This is a genomic window from Pseudoduganella dura, assembly GCF_009727155.1.
In the GTDB taxonomy this organism is placed as follows: Bacteria; Pseudomonadota; Gammaproteobacteria; order Burkholderiales; family Burkholderiaceae_D; genus Rugamonas; species Rugamonas dura.
On the sequence record NZ_WNWM01000002.1, the window covers coordinates 134,343 to 153,153 of the forward strand.

The following is an 18,811-nucleotide window of genomic DNA, read 5'->3' on the forward strand; positions in this document are numbered from 1 at the left end:
GCGCCCGCCTTTACCAACGCCTTTACCGTTGCTTTCGCGGCCGTTCCTGCAATCGTTCCTGCGCCGCGCCACGGGCGTGCTGGCGGCCGCCCTGTTGTCCCATGCGCACGCCGGCGAAGTCGAGGTGCTGCACTTCTGGGCCAGCGGCGGCGAGGCGCACGCTGTCGCGCAGCTGAAGGCCACGCTGCGCGCCAACGGGCACACGTGGAAGGATTTCGCGATCGCCGATGGCGGCGGCGGGCTGGCGGTGGTCATGCTCGGTTCGCGCGTGCGGTCCGGCAACCCGCCCACCGCGGCGCAGATCAAGGGCGTGGCGATCCAGGAATGGGCGCGCACCGGCAAGCTGTCCGGCATCGAGGACGTGGCCAGCGCCGACGGCTGGAACGCGCTGCTGCCCAGGCTCGTCAGCGACACGATGAAGTACCGCGGCCATTACGTGGCGGCGCCGCTGAACGTGCACCGCGTGAACTGGCTGTGGATCAATGCCGACGTGCTGCGCCGCGCCGGCGCGAAGGTGCCGGCCACGTGGGACGAATTCTTCGCCACCGCGGAGGCGATCCGCAAGGCCGGCATCACGCCGGTAGCCTACGGCGGCCAGTCGTGGCTGGACATGGGCACGTTCGAAAGCGTGGCGATCGGCGTGGGCGGCGTGGAGTTCTACAAGAAGGCCTTCCTCCAGCTGGACCGTGCCGCGCTCACCAGCCCGGCGATGGAAAAGACGCTGGAAACGTACAAGCGGCTGAAGTCCTATACGGACCAGCGCAACATGGGCCGCGACTGGGTATCGGCCACGGCCATGCTGAACCGCGGCCAGGCCGGCATGCTGATCATGGGCGACTGGGCCAAGGCCGAGATGCTGGCCGCCGGCAAGCGGCCCGGCGTGGATATCCTGTGCACGTCGACGCCCGGCTCGCGCGAAGCATTCAGCTTCGACATCGATTCGATCGTGCTGTTCGACGTGAGCGACGAAAAGAAAGCGGCGCAGCGCGACCTGGCGCGTGCCGTGATGGGCCGCGAATTCCAGCAGGCCTTCAACCTCGCCAAGGGTTCGATACCGGCGCGGCTCGACGTGCCGCTGGACCGCTTCGATGCCTGCGCCCGGCGCGCGCGGCAGGATTTCCAGCACGGCGCGAAGCACGGCACCCTGCTGCCCAGCCTGGCCCACGGCATGGCACAGCCTTCGCACACCGTGGCGCCGATGTGGGATGTCATCCAGCAGTTCTGGAACCAGGACCGAATGACGGCCCGCGAAGCGATGAACCGGCTGGCCGCCGCCGCCCGGCCGCCACCGCCCCCGGGGCGCTGACGGCAGCGCGACGGCCTGGCGCCATGCCCGGTGTCGCCGACCAAAACCACGCCTGGTGTCGGACACCCTTTTCCGGACATTTCACCCGGAAAACGGTGTCCGACACCGGTTTTCGCCTGCCAATGCCGTCGCCCGACACCGGTTTTCACCGCCCGCCCCGCGCAGCCAGCTTCCCGGCAAATCTGCCGTTTAATTGATCATTAATCCCATTAACCCGGTGTTAATCTCATTCCACTCCCCGCGTGGTTCGGCGGCGGTCACGCCGGGTTCAACCAGCCGCAACATCCATAACAAGGAGATGGGAATGGAGATATCCACGGCAGCGACGATGTCCACCACGCGCTGGGCGGCCCGGTTGGCCACCGTCGCGCTCATCGCGGGAGCGGGCGTACCGGCGGCGGCCACGCCGGCACCGGCACCGGCCACCGCGCCCGATTTCGGCCCCAACGTGCTCGTCTTCGATCCGGCCACGCCATCGGCCACGATCCAGGCGGCGCTCGAGTCGATCGCCGGCGAAGCGGAGTTCGGTTCCGGACGCCACGCGGTGCTGTTCAAGCCGGGCGCCTACAACGTCGATGCGCAGATCGGCTATTACACGACGGCCGCGGGCCTCGGCCGCCATCCCGACGATGTCACCATCAACGGCGGCCTGCGCGTCGAGGGCCGCATCGACTGGAGCGCCGGCACCGACAGCGCGCTGATCAACTTCTGGCGCTCGGTCGAGAACCTGTCCATCACGCCCACCGGCGGCACCACGCGCTGGGCCGTGTCGCAGGCGTCGCCGATGCGGCGCGTGCACATCCGCGGCGGCCTGGAACTGATGCCGGCATGGTGGGGCTACTCCAGCGGCGGCTTCATCGCCGACAGCCGTATCGACGGGCAGGTCCAGTCCGGCTCGCAGCAGCAGTGGTACACCCGCGACAGCGCGATCGGCAACTGGGCCGGCTCGGTATGGAACATGGTGTTCTCCGGCGTGCAGGGCGCGCCCGCGCAAACCTTCCCCGCGCCACCGGTGACCGCCCTGGCCACCACGCCGCGCAGCCGCGAAAAACCGTTCCTGTACATCGACGCGGATGGCGCCTACCACGTGTTCAAGCCCGATCTCCGGGTTGCCGCGGCCGGTACCTCGTGGAGCGGCGACGGCACCGCCGCGGAGGCGGGCACCTCGATCCCGATCGGCGACTTCCTGATCGCCCGGCCCGCCACGCCGACGGCGGACATCAACGCGGCGCTGGCCCACGGCAGGCACGTGCTGTTCACGCCCGGCGTGTACCGGCTGACGGAGCAGCTCAACGTCACGCGCCGCAACACCGTGCTGCTGGGCCTGGGCATGGCGACACTGGTACCCGGGGCAGGCCAGGCGGCCATTGCAACGGGCAACGGCGACGGCATCGCCATCGCGGGGCTGATCGTGGATGCGGCGCCGGGCGGTTCGCCGGTGCTGGTGCAGGTCGGCCCGCGCCCCGGGACGAAAGGTTTCGCGGCACTGCCGGCCAAGGGCTGGCGAGCCAATCCGACCCTGCTCAGCGACGTGTTCTTCCGCATCGGCGGGCCGGCGGCGGGCAGCGCGGCCATCAGCCTGGAGGTGAACAGCCCGAACGTGATCATCGACCACCTGTGGGCCTGGCGGGCCGACCATGGCGCCGGCGCGGCGTGGGCGGTCAATCGCGCCGACACGGGCCTGGTCGTCAACGGCGACGACGTCACCGGACTGGGACTGTTCGTCGAGCACTACCAGAAGCACCAGCTGGTCTGGAACGGCGACAACGGGCAGACGATCTTCTACCAGAGCGAGCTGCCCTACGATCCGCCGTCGCAGGCCGAATGGATGGACGGCGAGATCGCCGGCTATGCGTCCTACAACGTGGGCGCCGGCGTCAAGAAGCAGCGCCATCGGGCTGGGCGTGTACTCGTTCTTCAACGCCGGGCAGGCGATCGTCGAGACCAGCGCGATCAGGGTGCCTGTTACGCCGGGCGTGAAGATCGGGCATGCGGTGGCCGTGTTCCTGTCGGGGTCCGGCGAGATCTCGCATGTCGTCAACGACCAGGGGGCGGCGGCCAACGGGTCGTCGTATATCAGCTACCTGCGCAGCTACCTGCACAGATACCCGCGCAGGTAGCCGTCTCCATCGTCTCGTCCGCCTGGCGCGCCTATTCGATGCCTGTGGCGAACTTGCAGGCGATGCATGCATCATCAAAAACCGTTCGCTAATCGAACAAACGGTTGCCTACCGAACGCCGGTTCAGTATAGTTGCTGCGCGACCCGTCCGCTGCCCGTCGGCTGGCCGGAGTGCATCGCAATTCAACCTGGCGCCGAATGGAATCCGCGTGCCCCGCATTCACCGGGGCATCCCGCCCAAGAAAGCGGTTCCACGCCGCCCGGCATCAGCAAGCACGCATCAAGGAGACTGCATGGAACACCAAGCGCTGGACGTTCGCGCCCACATCAACGGACGAAGCATGTCCCGCTACCAATGGCTGCTGCTCGGCCTTTGTTTCCTCATCGTGGCCACCGACGGCATGGACGTGGCGATCATGGGATTCCTGGCGCCGGACATCATTGCCGAATGGGGCATCTCGCGCACCGCGTTCGGCGTGGCGATGAGCGCCACGCCGGTCGGGCTGGCGATCGGCGCGCTGTTCGTCGGGCCGATGTCGGACCGCTGGGGCCGCAAGAAAATGCTGCTCGGCGCCGTCGCGCTGTTCGGCCTGTTCAACGTGCTCAGCGCGGCCGCCGACAGTATCGTGGTGCTGGGACTGCTGCGCTTCCTCACCGGCCTGGGCCTGGGCGCCGCGATGCCCTGCTGCACCACGCTGCTGTCGGAATACGTGCCGGAGCGCTCGCGCAGCACGCTGCTGGCCGTGATGTTCACCGGGTTCAACCTGGGTTCGGCGCTGATCGGCTTTGCCGCGGCGGCGCTGCTGCCGTCGTACGGCTGGCGCGCGATGCTGGTGATGGGAGGCGCGGTTCCGCTGCTGTGCCTGCCTTTCTACCTGTTCCTGCTGCCCGAATCGGCCCGCTTCATGGTGGTGCGCAAGATGCCTTCCGCCAGGATCGCGCAGACGCTGCGCCGCGTCTGCGGCGGCGATTTCGCCGACACCACCCGCTTCCATGTCAGCGAGCCGCCGGTCGCCACCGGCCACCCGGTGGCCACGCTGGTCTCGCCCACCTACAAGTCGATGACACTGTCGCTGTGGACCACGTATTTCATGGGCCTGCTGGTGATCTACCTGCTGGGCGGCTGGCTGCCCACGCTGATCCGCGACGCCGGCCTGCCGATCGAACGGGCCGCCAGCCTGACGGCGCTGTTCCAGCTGGGCGGCACCGTTGGCGCGCTCGTCGTGGGCTTCTACATGGACCGCTGGCGCGCCAACCGCGTGATCGGCCTGGCCTACGCCGGCGGCGCGGTGTTCATCCTGGCGCTGGCGGCCAGCGACATCCATTCCGCGATGTTCACCGCCTTCGTGATGCTGGCCGGCTTCTGCATGAACGGCGCGCAGACAGGCATGACCGCGTTCGCGCCGGCCTGCTACCCGACCGCGGTGCGCGCCACGGGCGTGAGCTGGATGCTGGGCATCGGCCGTTTCGGCAGCATCCTCGGCTCGCTGCTGGGCGGCGTGCTGCTGTCGATGGGCTGGGGCTTCTCCGCCGTGATCGCGATCCTCGGCATCCCGGCCGCCATCGCCGGGCTGGCGATCCTGCTGGTCAATGCAGGCGCACGCAACGCCGCCAAGCCTGCCTGATCCGCCTGCAGCCGGGCGGCGCACCCTCGCGCACCGCCCGGCTGATCCGTAGCGCCGCGTATTTGGGAAACGTCATACAGTATCGGGATGTGGCCACTTTCGGCCGTCCCCACTACTGGAGAATCGATCTTGCTGATCACGACACCCAAGACCGTCAGCCTCGCCCTGCAAGGCGGCGGCACCTACGGCGCCTTTACCTGGGGCGTACTGGACCGGCTGCTCGACGAAGAGCATCTTGCAATCGATTCGCTGACCGGCAGCAGTGCCGGCGCGATCAACGCCGTGGTTACCGCCGACGGCTTTGCCTATGGCGGCGGCCGGCGCGGTGCCCAGGCGGCGCTGCGCAAGTTCTGGACCACGCTGGGCAAGGTTTCACTGATGAGCCCGCTGCAACGTTCGCCGGTCGACCGCATCACGGGCAGCTGGGCCATGGATTACACGCCCGCCTACCACCTGATGGAAATGATGGGGGCGATCATGGGCCCGGTGACCAATGCGCCGCTCACGATCAACCCGTTGAAGCAGTTCCTGTCGACGATGGTGGACTTCAAGCGGGTGCGCGGTTGCGAGGAATTCGAGCTGTTCATCGGCGCCACCAATGTGCGCACCGGCACCGGCAAGATCTTCAAGCGCAGGGAACTCGACGTGCAGAAGGTGCTCGCATCGGCGTGCCTGCCGTCGGTATTCGCCGGCGTGGAAGTCGATGGCGAGCTTTACTGGGACGGCAGCTACGTCGCCAATCCGCCGCTGTTCCCCCTGCTCGAGCGGCCGGCGCGCGACGTGATCGTGGTGCAGATCAATCCGATCGCCCGCAAGGACCTGCCGCGCAGCCAGGCCGACATCTCCAACCGCTCCAACGAAATCGCCTTCAATATCGCTTTCGTGCGCGAAATCAGCTCGCTGTATCACTCGCAGCGGCTGGCCGAGGAAGAGCGCGCCGCGCGCGTGGCCGTCAACCCGACCCGGCTGCACCTGATCAGCGGCCTGGACGTGCTTTCCAGTAGCGGCCTGTCGAGCAAGTTCAATTCCGAGATGGGTTTCCTGGAGAAGCTGCACGGCGACGGCGTGGCCGCGGCGGAACAGTGGCTGCGCGAGCACGGCGACAGCCTCGGCCACCGGTCCACGCTCGACCCGGCATGGGTCTTCGCACCGGACCTGATGGCGTGACGGGGTGATGGGGGCCGGCCGGTCATCGGCCGGTCACTTTTACCGCGTATAGTCCGGCACAACGATCATTGGCACCGGAGCCTTCATGTTGAACAACCATCCGCAGGACGTCATCCACCGCATGCAGCGCGACATCGCCGACAGCTACGACGAGGAGCTGGAACTGGAGCTTGACGACCGCGACCTCGATCCGGACACGCTGCTGCCGCAGGGCGGGCGCAGCGACGCCGAACGGGAGGAACGCCGCGCCTACTTCCGCGAGCTGTTCCGCCTGCAGGCCGAACTGGTCAAGCTGCAGGACTGGGTGGTGCACACGGGCCACCGCGTGGTGATCCTGTTCGAAGGCCGCGACGCCGCCGGCAAGGGCGGCGTCATCAAGCGCATCGCCCAGCGCCTGAATCCCCGCGTGTGCCGCGTGACCGCCCTGCCCGCGCCCAACGACCGCGAGCGCACGCAATGGTATTTCCAGCGCTATGTGTGCCACCTGCCGGCCGCCGGCGAAATCGTGCTGTTCGACCGCAGCTGGTACAACCGCGCCGGTGTCGAGCGCGTGATGGGCTTTTGCACGGATGCCGAGTACGAGGAATTCTTCCAGACAGTGCCCGAGTTCGAGCGGATGCTGGCCCGTTCCGGCATCCAGCTGATCAAGTACTGGTTCTCGATCTCGGACGAGGAACAGAATGCCCGCTTCCTGAGCCGCATCCACGATCCGCTGAAGCAGTGGAAGCTGTCGCCGATGGACCTGGAATCGCGCCGCCGCTGGGAGGAATACACGAAGGCCAAGGAGATCATGCTGGAACGCACCCATATCCCCGAGGCGAAATGGTGGGTCGTGCAGGGCGTGGACAAGAAGAAGGCGCGGCTGAACTGCATCGCCCACCTGCTGGCGCAGATTCCGTACGAGGAAGTGGAACGACCGGCGATCGACCTGCCCGAGCGCGAATACCACGAGGACTACGTGCGGCGCCCGGTGCCGGGCGAGATCATCGTACCCGAGATTTACTGAGTTTCCCGGCTTGCCGGCGTATGCAGCTACTGGTGTCAGACACCTTTTCCGGGCGAGTTTTCCGGAAAAGGTGTCTGACACCGGTTTTCCCCTATCCAGCCAGGTACTTTACCCTGCGCATCCGTAAAAAAATCCCGGACAGTGCCTTTCCGGCCTGCCCCGATTTCCGGTCTCAGTTGATTGCCCGCTTTTCCAGCCCGTCCGCCGGCCGCCACGTAGGCCAGCCTTCCTCGCGCGGCTGAATCTGCGGCTGCGGCCGCACGAGCGTCAGCGCCTTGATCACTTCATCCTTGGCCTGCAGCCGTTCACGCCAGGTCACGTCCGCCGCCAGGCGCGCGGCCTTTTCCAGCCCGGCGATCCGCTCCAGCAACGCGATCCGCTGCTCGCTGGCCGCCAGACGCTCGCGCAGCGTGGCCAGTTCCATTGCGTCGTGGGGCATTGCGTCCGCGCCCCCGTCAGCCCTCCCTTCCCGCACGCCATCCACCTGGCGCAGCACGGCCTGGATCGCCTTGTCCGTCGCCGCCGGCGAAGCACCCGGCGCACCAGGCGCCTCGCGCCGGCCGATTTCGCCGTAAGCCCGCGCCAGCGCCGCCGAATCGATCTTCAGCGCGCCATCGGCCGTGAATACCTTGTCGAGCCGCCCCTTTTCCAGGTCGCGGTAAATCGATGCGCGGCTGCGGCGCGCCAGTCGCGCGGCTTCGGTAACAGTCAGGAGGGCCATGGAAGAGGTAGACGGAGAAAAAAGGCATGATGCCGCGACGATGACATTCCGTCAAGCACAGGCCCGTTTCCATCGCCGACTACGGTTGACCCGTCTTCCAATATCTATAATGAAACTTTCGTTGTAGCGACCAAACATTTATTGAATTTTGTTACCGTCAGGATCAAACTGCTGTAGAATAAACAACACTTAATTCTGATCGGCATCAAATAACTTCCCGATCAGCTTTCACCCAGGCAAAAGCCGTACCCAGCACTTGTACAGCGTCCCAGGGCAAACCCGTCCGTCCGTGCATCCAAGAAATGCAGCGGCGGGCACCGGAGCATAATGCATGAGCGATATATCACTTTTCAGCACGGTTCACGTCGACGAAGACACGTCGGTAACCCTCTCCCTGCGCGACGTCCTGGCGGAAGCCGGGTACACCAACGAGTCTGGCGTCATCATCGAAAGCCTGATCACCATCCTGCCCGATGGCGAGTATGTCGAGGGCGATACGGCCCTGCTCGGCCTGGCAGGCGGTGACAAGATCTACGTGCGTCCCGGTGCATGGCACAAGGATTACAACGGCGAATTCAGCACGTACCAGTTCCTGGTCGAGGACAAGACGAACGGCAATTACCTGTCGCTGGAACTGCGGGTCGTCATCGATCCGGTCAACGACGCGCCGACCGGTGCCGACAAGGCATTCGACCTGGCCAACCACGATGCCGTGGTGCTGGGTACCGCCGACTTCGGCTTCGTGGACGCCGTCGAAGGCGATGCCTTCAAGTCCGTCATCATCGAAACGCTGCCGGCCGCCGGCACGATCCTGCTGAACGGCAGCGCCGTGGCTGCCGGTACCGAGATCGCCGTGGCCGACATCGCCGCCGGCAAGCTGGCCTTCATGCCGAGCGGCACCTCGGGCGGCCTCGTCGAACTGGGCTTCCACGTGCGCGACAACGGCGGCCTGACGGGCACCGGCGCGCAGGACACCAGCATCGCTACCAACTACCTGACGTTCAAGGTGCCCGCACCGGAAGTCACGCCGGAAGAGCCGGGCAACCCGGGTACCGGCGCGCCGACACTGGCCAAGCTGGGCGACACGGTGTGGGAAGACAGCAACGCCAACGGCATTCAGGATGCCGGCGAGGCAGGCATTGCCAACGTGACCGTCGCGCTGCGCGACACGAACGGCAACGTGATCCAGACCACCACCACCGATGCGAGCGGGCACTACGGCTTCTCCGTCGGCACCGGCACCTACACGGTCGCGGTCACCGCGCCGCAAGGCTATGTCGCCACCACCAAGGGTGCCGGCACGGACAGCGCCGCCGACAGCGATATCGGCGCGGATGGCGTGACCGATGCGATCAGCATCACCAAGGGCGACGTCAACAATACCGCCGACGCCGGCCTGTACCGCAACGCCAGCATCGCCAGCACCGTCTGGAACGACGCCGACCGCGACGGCACGATCGACGCGAACGAACAGGGCATCGGCAACGTCAAGGTCTCGCTGCTGGATGTCAATGGCAATATCGTCACCACGGCCATCACCGATGCCGCCGGCCAGTACCAGTTCGGCGACCTGAAGCCTGGTACCTACAGCCTGAAATTCGATGCCGCCACGCTGCCGGCCGGCGTGACGTTCGCCGACGGCACCGGCACCACCGACAAGGTCACGCTGACTTCCGGCCAGCATGCCGCGTTCGAGGAAGCCGCGGTATCGCAGCTCGGCACGATCGCCAGCACGGTGTGGGAAGACAGGAACGCCAACGGCATCCAGGACAGCGGCGAGACCGGCGTTATCGGCGCCACCGTGAAGCTGGTCGACGCCAAGGGCGCCACCGTGGCCACCACGACCACCGATGCGAAAGGCAACTACGCCTTCACGACCGCGGTCGGCGAGTACTCGGTGCAGGTCGAGAAGCCGGCCGGCTACGTGTTCACCAGCCAGGACAAGGGCGGCAACGACGCCATCGACAGCGACGTGGACGCCACCGGCGCCTCCGCCACCTTCACGGTGAAAGCCGGCGCGACGGCCGACCCGGCCGACGCCGGCGTCTACCGCACGGCATCGCTGGGCAACAAGGTCTGGTACGACTGCGACGGCGACGGCATCCAGGACGCCGGCGAAAGCGGCATCAAGGGCGCCAAGGTTACGCTGCTCGACGAAAGCGGCAAGGCGGTCGCGGTTACCAGCACCGACAGCGCCGGCCAGTACGCGTTCACCGGCCTGAAACCGGGCGTCTACAGCGTGCAGTTCGACACCTCGGCCCTGCCTTCGGGCTACGTGGTCACGAAGCAGGACGCGGGCAGCAACGACGCCGTCGATTCCGACGTGGATGCCAACGGCCTGTCGCACAAGGTCACGCTGGTCTCCGGCGAAAACAACACCAGCATCGACGCCGGCATCGCAGACGCGGCGACGATCGGCGACCGCGTGTGGCTCGACACGGATGCCGACGGCATCCAGGACACCGGCGAAGCCGGCGTGGCCAACGTGGCCATGACGCTGACGGATGCCAAGGGCAACGTCGTGGCGACGACCACCACCGACGCAAGCGGCAACTACAAGTTCAGCGTGGCGGCCGGCACCTACAGCGTCAGCATGAAGACGCCCGACGGCTACAACATCACGAAACAGTATGCGACGACATCCGGCGCCGACAGCAACGCCGATGCCAAGGGCAACCTGGGCACCGTGACGGTCAAGGCGGGCGAAGTCGTGAAGACGCTCGACGCCGGCCTCGTGCAGAGCAGCATCGGCAGCACCGTGTGGGAAGACAGCGACTTCGACGGCGTGCAGGACAAGGGCGAATGCGGCATCGGCGGCGTGACCGTCAAGCTGTACGACGCGAACCACAAGCTGGTGGGCACTACCGTGACCACGGCCGACGGCAGCTACTCGTTCGGCAAGCTGACCGCCGGCTCGTACAGCGTGGAAGTGACGCGCCCGACCGGCTACTACACGACCAAGGCGAACGTGGGTTCCGATGCGCTGGACTCCGACTTCACCAACCTGACCGGCACCTCCACGGTCGCGGGCAGCGGCGTGTTCAAGCTGGCCGCCGGCGAGCAGAAGACCGACGTGGACGCGGGCCTGTACCGCAAGGCCAGCATCGGCGACAAGGTCTGGCGCGACGCCAACCACAACGGCGTGCAGGACAAGGGCGAGGAAGGCATCGGCAAGATCAAGGTCATGCTGTATGACGCCGTGACCAACAAGCTGCTGGAAACCACCTACACCGACAGCAAGGGCAGCTACCTGTTCGACGACCTCGATCCGGGCAGCTACTACCTGAAATTCGACAAGACCGGCGTGAAGTTCACCGACCTGAAGGGTAATACCTACGCGATGAACGACTGGAAATGGGGCGTGAAGAATACCGGCACCAACGACCAGATCGATACCGACGTCAACGGCGACGGCGTCAGCAAGGTCGGCCTGACGCAGACCGATGCCACGTTCCTCTCCTCCGGCGAGAACGACATGAGCTGGGACGCGGCGATCACGCCGATCGCGATCGACCTGAACGGCGACGGCATCCACACGATCGCCCGCGCCGATTTCACGGGCAGCTTCGACCTGCTGGGCACTGGCAGCGCGATCAAGTCGGGCTGGCTGTCCTCCGGCGACGCGTTCCTGGCGATCGACGCCAACGGCAACGGCCGCATCGACAGCATCGCCGAACTGTTCGGCGGCGCCAGCAAGGGCAGCGGCTTCGCCAAGCTGTCTTCGTTCGACAGCAACGGCGACGGCTTCGTGACCGCGGAAGATGCGCAGTTCTCGGCATTGACGCTGTGGCAGGACGCGAACAGCAACGGCATCACCGATGCGGGCGAACTGGTTTCGCTGGCGCAGGCGGGCGTGACGTCGCTGGCCGTGGCCTTCGAGGAACTGCCGTTCCTGGACGCGAACGGCAACCTGCACCTGGAGCGCAGCAGCGCCGTCGTCAACGGCAACGAAGTGTCGATGACCGACGTGTACTTCAATGTCGACGTGGCCGATGTGACGGCCGCCGGCCTGGAAGCCACCACCATGGCCCAGCTGATCGGCCAGGCCGCCATCGGCGCATAAAAGTCATCGAACAAAACAGCGTGCCGGCCGTGCCGGCACTTCAAAAACTAGAAAACAAAGACCAATACATGAAAACCATCGTTTCCAAGCTGTCCGTCGCCGTTATCGGTACCATCGTCATGGCCGGCGCACATGCCGCCACCACCACCGTGACCTCGATCGGGGAGCACGCCAGGCAGGGCGTGCTTGCCACGAACAATTTCAACCGTGCATCGAAAAACGTCACCGTGCAGTCGTACGATATCGGCACTTCCGACGGCGGCAAGTTCCTCGCCCTGTGCATCGAGCCGACGGTTGCCATGGACCGCGCACTCGCCACTACCTATTCCGTGTCGACCTATACCGGCTTCGCCAACAACGTCCAGATCCAGCGGCTGTTCTCGGAATACTACGACGACGCGCTTGCCAGCACGTCCGCCAGCCTCAGCTTCCAGCTGGCCCTGTGGGAACTGAACAATGATACCGGCGGCAAACTCGTCGGCACCGGCGCCGATGTGGGCGCGTTCAGCTTCGCCCAGGTGCCCAGCACCGGCAACAACAAGGTCCTGCTGACCGAAGCCAACAACATGGTGAACTATGCGCTGAGCAATGCGGCAATCACGCAGACGTACACCTACACGCTGTTCCAGTCGGCTTCCTCGCAATCGCTCGTCGCAGCGACCATTTCCGCCGTGCCGGAACCGTCGACCTACGCAATGCTGGGCCTGGGCCTGGCACTGGTGGGCTTCGCGGCACGCCGCCGCAAGCAGGGCTGATCGCTTCGACTCCCCCGCCGAACCGGCGGGGACATGAAAAACGGGCGCCGCGGCGCCCGTTTTTCATTGCCATGCCGGCTTCCCGGGCCCGATATTCCCGAGCCCGTCATTCCCGAGCCCATTGTTCTCGCGCCTGATATTCAATCGAGATCGGCCGCATCGTGCCGTTCCGGCACCTGCTGGTCCTCCGGCCCCTGCAGCCGGTTCACGCGGCGCCCGCGCTTGACCGCCGGACGCGCCGCGATCTCCTCGGCCCAGCGCCGCACGTGCGTGTATTCGTGCACCGACAGGAACTCGCCGGCGCCATACAGCTCGCCCAGCACCAAGTTGCCGTACCAGGGCCAGATCGCCATGTCGGCAATCGTGTACTCGTCGCCGGCCACGTAGCGCTGCGCCGCCAGCTGGCGGTCCAGCACGTCGAGCTGGCGCTTGCTTTCCATCGCATAGCGGTCGATCGGGTATTGCAGCTTTTCCGGCGCATACGCGTAGAAATGGCCGAAGCCGCCGCCGACGAACGGCGCGGAGCCCATTTGCCAGAACAGCCAGTTCAGCGTTTCGGCGCGGGCCCGTGCGCCGGCGGGCAGGAAGGCGCCGAATTTTTCCGCCAGGTAGACCAGGATCGAGCCGGATTCGAACACGCGCAGCGGCGCCTCGCCGCTGCGGTCGACGAGCGCCGGGATCTTCGAATTCGGGTTGATGTCCACGAAGCCGCTACCGAACTGCTCGCCGCTGCCGATGCGGATCAGCCAGGCGTCGTATTCGGCGCCGGCATGGCCCAGCGCCAGCAGTTCCTCCAGCAGGATCGTCACCTTCTGGCCGTTCGGCGTGCCCAGCGAATACAGCTGCAGCGGATGCTTCCCGACCGGCAGCTCCCTGTCGTGGGTGGTGCCGGCCACCGGGCGGTTGATGCTGGCGAAGGTGCCTTCCGCCGCGACAGGCGGCGTCCAGACGGCCGGGGGCACGTATTTCGGTGTTTCACTCATGCGTCATCTCTCCTGTTCAGGTAAGGGCCGCCACGGCCGGCAATGTCCGGACGGCCTTCGGGATGGATAGTTTGGCATGCCTGGAAAAAACGCGTACGAGCCCGGCCGGAAACGCCGGGCCCGGGCCGGTGCCGGGCGCGACGGACATTTCACCGATTCGCGCCGGGCGCAGCCGTGGCGCCCGGCGCCAGCCGGTCCTCACGTGGCGCGCGTGGCGCGCCGTTCCAGCGTCTGCAGGTCGAGCGGCCGGGTGAGCCGGTAGCGCGCCAGCGCGGCGGCGCCGACGGCGACGGCATTGGCGCCGAAGTGCGACGTGCGGATTTCCGGCGCGGTCAGCATGGCCGCCTCGGCATACGCCGCCAGCACCTGCCGTGCGGGGGCGATCAGCGCGTCGCCGAGCCGCAGCGCCGGGCCGCCGATCACGATGGCCATCGGGTCGAAGCCGGCCCACAGGTTGTTGAGCAGGATGCCCAGTTGCCGCCCCGCCGCCGCCGCCGCCGCGCAGGGCGCCGGCGCGCCGTCCGCCACGCGCTTGAACAGGCGCTCGAGCGCCGCGTAGCTCGGGCGCTCGTCGCCCAGCAGCGCGGCCAGGCCGATCAACGCGTCGGCGCAGCCGCGCCGGCCGCAGGAACACGGCGGCCCGTCGGCCTGCAGGATCGCATGCCCCACCTCGCCGCCGAAACCGTGCATGCCGGTCAGCAGCCGGTCGCTGACGATGATGCCCGACCCCACGCCATAGCCGATCGACAGGTAGATCAGCGGATCGACGGCGGTCTCGCGGGCAAACTCGAATTCGGCCAGCGCCGCCACGTTGGCTTCGTTCTGCATGTACAGCGGCAGGCCGTGCAGCGCGGTGCCGGCGAATTGCGCTTCGAGCTGGCCGCGCACGTCGACATTGCGCCAGCCCAGGTGCGGCGCATGCCGCAGCATGCCCGTATTCTCGTCGACCGCGCCGTGCAGGCCGATGCCGAGTCCCAGCACCCGCCGCGCGCCGCCGGGCGTGACGGCGCGCGCCAGCCGGCGCGCCTGGCGCACCATCGCCTGCGCCGCGAGCCGGATGCACGAGGCGGGATCGTGCGCGTCGTCGTAGTCGATGATGCGCGAATCGAGCACCTCGCCCAGCAGGTTGGTGGCCAGCACGCGGGCCTCGTCGACGCCGACCTCGGCGCCGATCAGCGCCAGCCGGCCCGGATCGAGGTGCAGCGGCGTGGCGCGGCGCCCCACCTCGCCCGTGACCAGGAGCTCGCTCTCGGCGAGCCAGCCTTCGTCCATCAGTTCGCGCACCAGCTGGCTCACGGTGGATTTCGTCAGCCGCAGCTCGTCGGCCAGGGCGGCGCGCGACAGGCCGGGCCGGGCATCGACCTGGCGCACCACGGCCATCCGGTTCAGTTGTTTCAGGAGTTGCTGGTCACCGGTGACGGGCATGGCGGATGGTCGATGTCATTGTGAGGACGGATTATGCAACATCGGCCGCGGCCGGACCAAGTCGGCGTCCGCCCGGCAGCATGGCAACGGCAAACCCGGCCATGAAAATGGAGACGTTTCCAGAAGCTGTTGTTTTTTCGGCGTGCAATGTGCTGATTTTGCAACATCGCCTTCACGCGGCAGTCGGCCACGCGGCAACCGGATGCATCGACGATCCATTTCGCCAGCGCGATGGACACGTTTCCAGAAGTCGTTGATTTTGTTGTGAAATCGATTTCTTGGAAACCGTTTTCCTTCTTTCTACGTTAATGAAGTATGACCGCACCATGACGTAAATACCTGCCGCAACAGGGTTTTTTCACGAAACAGAACTTTATTTAGTTTGTTCGCGCGATTGACCAATTACCCGGTTTTTCTTACTCTTGCGTAAATAACGCCCGGTTGGCAATGTTGCGTAGACAGCATGCGGCCAGGCGGTGTCCCGCGGTGATCGGACAACGGGACGATGAGTTGGCAATTCCATGACGCCTGCCCCGCGGGGCGTGGCGTTCCACACAGAGAGGAGACACCGTGCTGTACAGAAACAAGGACTCGACCCGGTCCAACGAATTCCCCAACACCCGGCACCACCTGATCGCCATCGCCGTCGCGGGCGCCTGCGCCACGCTGATGGCACCGGCATTCGGTCAGGATGGCGCCCAGGCGGCGGCGCAGTCCGCCGCGCAGGCCAGCACCGGCCCGGCGGCCCAGGATGCCGCCGGCAATGTCGCCGACCCCACCGCTCCCGCGACCGTCGTGGTCAAGGGCATCCGCGCTTCCATGCAGTCGACGCTGAACCTGAAGCGCAATTCCGACGGCATCGTCGACGGCATCGTGGCCGACGATATCGGCAAGTTCCCGGATACCAACCTGGCCGAATCGCTGCAGCGCATTTCCGGCGTGTCGATCGACCGCAACCGCGGCGAAGGCGCGCAGGTCACCGTGCGCGGCGTGGGTCCGGACCTGAACATGGTGCTGCTGAACGGCCGCCAGATGCCGACCTCGAACCTGGGCGACCTGGCCGGCCGCGCGTTCGACTTCTCCAACCTGGCGTCGGAAGCCGTATCCCAGATCCAGGTGTACAAGAGCTCGCGCGCCGACACGCCGCCGGGCGGCATCGGCGCCACGCTCAACATCATGACCGCGCGCCCGCTCGAACTGGGCAACATGGCCAGCATCGGCGGCAAGATGGTGTACGACACGTCGAACGACAACCTGCCGAAGGAAGACGCGGCCAAGCGTTCCTACACGCCGGAAGTCTCGGGCATCTACAGCACCACGTGGGCCGACGGCATGTTCGGCGTGTCGGTCAGCGCCAGCTACCAGGAACGCAACCTGGGCGTGAACCAGGCGCAGATCACTAATGGCTGGAAAGGCCCGTACACCGCGACGCAGACCGGCGTGACCGGCGTGATCCCCCTGCCCGGTGCGCCCGGCTCGCAGAACATCACGAACCGCCCGGACGGCAGCGACGTGTACTCGGTGCCGCAGAACATCTCGTACTTCATGCGCGGTTCGCAGCGCCAGCGCACCAACGGCCAGCTGACGTTCCAATTCCGCCCGAACAAGGACCTGACCACCACGCTCGACTACACCTACTCGCTGAACAAGGTGCAGACCAAGTACCACGAGCTGTCGGCATGGTTCAACCACGGTCCCTCGGTGAGCAGCTGGACCGACGGGCCGGTGGCGGCGCCGATCTTCTACCAGGAGAACGTGGCCAACCAGGATATCGCCATGAACGGCGGCGACTTCGCCACCAAGTCCGAGAACAAGTCGATCGGCTTCAACACGCAGTGGAAGGTGTCGAACGATCTGCGCCTGACGTTCGATGCGCACCACTCCACCGCGGTGTCTCAGAAGGACAGCCCGTTCGGCTCGAACAACGATCTGGCCACCGTGAGCTTCTCGCGCGGCAATACCCGTGTACTGTTCGATAACGAAATGCCCGTGCTGTCGATCGATGGCGCCGACTTCAACCGTGCGCCGATGCAGGTCACCGGTTCCTGGTTCCAGGATGGCTACCAGCGGATGGAGATCGACCAGGCCCAGGCCGGCGGCCGGCTGAAGCTGTGGGAAGCGTCGGAACTGAACTTCGGCCTGTCGCTGACGAACGTGAAGAACCGCTCCGCGTTCCAGCAGGTGCAGAGCGATTCCTGGGGCGGCGCCACGTCGCCGGCCGACTACCCGCAATCGATGTTCCGCGCCGATTCGCTGGGCCAGTACTTCGACAAGCTGGGCGGCCACGACAATCCGGCGCTGTTCCAGCAGATCCACACGTTCAACTTTGCCGAAATGCGCCAGCGCGTCTCCGATGCGACCGGCAAGCCGGCGCTGTACCTGCCGAGCCTGGCCAATCCGGATTACGACCGCCGCACGACCGAAAAGAGCCGCGCGCTGTATTTCCAGATCAATACCGAGTGGGATACGGCGATGCCGATGCACACGGGCCTGGGCGTGCGCTACGAAAAGACCGACGTGCTCTCCACCGCGCTGTCGCAGACCGTGGCCGGCGTGAACTGGGTGGCGCAGAACGAACTGCCATTCGTCTTCTCCGGCAAGGAATTCACGAGCCTGAAGGGCAAGTACCACCACTTCCTGCCAAGCCTCGACTGGGACATGAACGTGCGTGACGACTTCAAGGTACGCGCCAGCTACGGCTGGACCATCGGCCGGCCGCGCTACGACCAGATCCAGGGCGGCACCAACATCAACCCGACCGGCAATATCAACTACGGTACCGGCACGCGCGGCAACCCGGCGCTCGAACCGGTCAAGTCGAAGAACCTGGACCTGTCGGCCGAGTGGTACTACGGCAGGCAGAGCACGGTGTCGCTGGGCCTGTTCCACAAGTCCCTGTCGAACTACGCGGGCCAGAGCGTGAACATGGAATCGTCGCCGAGCGTGACGACGCCGGTGGGCGGCGCCTACTGGAACGCGGCGCTGGCATCGGGCTGCATCAATACCGACACGACGTGCATCCGCAACTACATCTTCCGCAACTTCAACGGCCAGCCGGGCGTGGTGCGCGGCGCACCGAATGCGGCGGGCAACGAAACCGGCACGATCGCGGGCATCGCCGGCAATCCGGCGGTGCAGTACCAGATCACGTCGTTCGTCAACGAAAAGTCGGCCAACGTGAAGGGCGCGGAAGTCAACTGGCAGCACATGTTCGGCGACACCGGCTTCGGCATCCAGGCCAACTACACGTACGTGAAGTCGAACCTGAGCTTCGACAACGCGGGCTCGGGCAACCAGTTCGCGCTGGTGGGCCTGTCCGATTCGGCCAACGTGATCGGTATCTACGAGAACGACAAATGGTCGATCCGCGCCGCGTACAACTGGCGCGACGAGTTCCTGACCTCGGTCACCGACCAGGCCGGACCGAATCCCCAGTACGTGGAGCCGTATGGCCAGGTCGACCTGTCGATCGGCTACAACCTGACCAAGAACCTGACGCTGCAGTTCGAAGGCATCAACCTCAACGACGAAACGCAGCGCGTGCACGGCCGCAACAAGATGATGGTGCTCAGCGCCACGCAGGGCGGGCCGCGCTACATGCTGGGCGCGCGGTACAAGTTCTGACCTGAAGTGCAACGAG

At 66.1% G+C, this 18,811-nt stretch carries 11 protein-coding genes; 8 read left to right on the top strand and 3 right to left on the bottom strand.

Annotation, left to right across the window (positions count from 1 at the left end; translation table 11 throughout):
* Positions 1 to 28 precede the first annotated feature (28 nt).
* From GJV26_RS00830 to ppk2, 5 genes are all read left to right on the top strand, one after another.
* A complete protein-coding gene (locus tag GJV26_RS00830; protein ID WP_308807609.1) occupies positions 29 to 1,306 on the top strand; it encodes an ABC transporter substrate-binding protein in 1,278 nt (425 codons plus the stop codon).
* 304 nt (positions 1,307 to 1,610) lie between these two features.
* Positions 1,611 to 3,518 carry a pectate lyase-like domain-containing protein gene (locus GJV26_RS00835; protein WP_189442239.1) on the top strand — a complete coding sequence of 636 codons (1,908 nt, stop codon included), beginning with the start codon at positions 1,611 to 1,613 and terminating at the stop codon, positions 3,516 to 3,518.
* 201 nt (positions 3,519 to 3,719) lie between these two features.
* Positions 3,720 to 5,051 carry an MFS transporter gene (locus GJV26_RS00840; protein ID WP_155706815.1) on the top strand — a complete coding sequence of 444 codons (1,332 nt, stop codon included), beginning with the start codon at positions 3,720 to 3,722 and terminating at the stop codon, positions 5,049 to 5,051.
* Between the two features lie 129 nt (positions 5,052 to 5,180).
* On the top strand, positions 5,181 to 6,218 hold the full coding sequence (locus GJV26_RS00845; RefSeq protein ID WP_229419128.1) for a patatin-like phospholipase family protein: 1,038 nt from the start codon (positions 5,181 to 5,183) through the stop codon (positions 6,216 to 6,218).
* 85 nt (positions 6,219 to 6,303) lie between these two features.
* Positions 6,304 to 7,224 carry a polyphosphate kinase 2 gene (ppk2, locus tag GJV26_RS00850; RefSeq protein ID WP_155706819.1) on the top strand — a complete coding sequence of 307 codons (921 nt, stop codon included), beginning with the start codon at positions 6,304 to 6,306 and terminating at the stop codon, positions 7,222 to 7,224.
* A 172-nt stretch (positions 7,225 to 7,396) separates the two neighbouring features.
* Here the strand turns inward: ppk2 and GJV26_RS00855 are convergent, their stop codons facing one another.
* Positions 7,397 to 7,945 carry a hypothetical protein gene (locus GJV26_RS00855; protein WP_155706821.1) on the bottom strand — a complete coding sequence of 183 codons (549 nt, stop codon included), beginning with the start codon at positions 7,943 to 7,945 and terminating at the stop codon, positions 7,397 to 7,399.
* Between the two features lie 331 nt (positions 7,946 to 8,276).
* On the opposite strand from GJV26_RS00855, the gene GJV26_RS00860 reads away from it, so the two are divergent.
* The gene (locus GJV26_RS00860) at positions 8,277 to 12,008 is read left to right on the top strand and encodes an SdrD B-like domain-containing protein (protein WP_155706824.1); all 3,732 of its coding nucleotides are present in this window, start codon (positions 8,277 to 8,279) and stop codon (positions 12,006 to 12,008) included.
* Between the two features lie 68 nt (positions 12,009 to 12,076).
* Positions 12,077 to 12,763 carry a PEP-CTERM sorting domain-containing protein gene (locus tag GJV26_RS30030; RefSeq protein WP_155706826.1) on the top strand — a complete coding sequence of 229 codons (687 nt, stop codon included), beginning with the start codon at positions 12,077 to 12,079 and terminating at the stop codon, positions 12,761 to 12,763.
* Between the two features lie 140 nt (positions 12,764 to 12,903).
* Here the strand turns inward: GJV26_RS30030 and yghU are convergent, their stop codons facing one another.
* Both yghU and GJV26_RS00875 read right to left on the bottom strand, forming a co-directional pair.
* Entirely contained in the window at positions 12,904 to 13,746 is an 843-nt protein-coding gene (yghU, locus tag GJV26_RS00870) for a glutathione-dependent disulfide-bond oxidoreductase (protein WP_155706828.1), read from the bottom strand.
* A gap of 198 nt (positions 13,747 to 13,944) precedes the next feature.
* Positions 13,945 to 15,171, bottom strand: a complete 1,227-nt coding sequence (locus tag GJV26_RS00875; RefSeq protein WP_155706830.1) for an ROK family transcriptional regulator — start codon at positions 15,169 to 15,171, stop codon at positions 13,945 to 13,947.
* 570 nt (positions 15,172 to 15,741) lie between these two features.
* Here GJV26_RS00875 and GJV26_RS00880 point away from each other — a divergent pair.
* Complete coding sequence (locus GJV26_RS00880; RefSeq protein ID WP_229427961.1) at positions 15,742 to 18,795, top strand: TonB-dependent receptor; 3,054 nt, start codon at positions 15,742 to 15,744, stop codon at positions 18,793 to 18,795.
* Positions 18,796 to 18,811 lie beyond the last annotated feature (16 nt).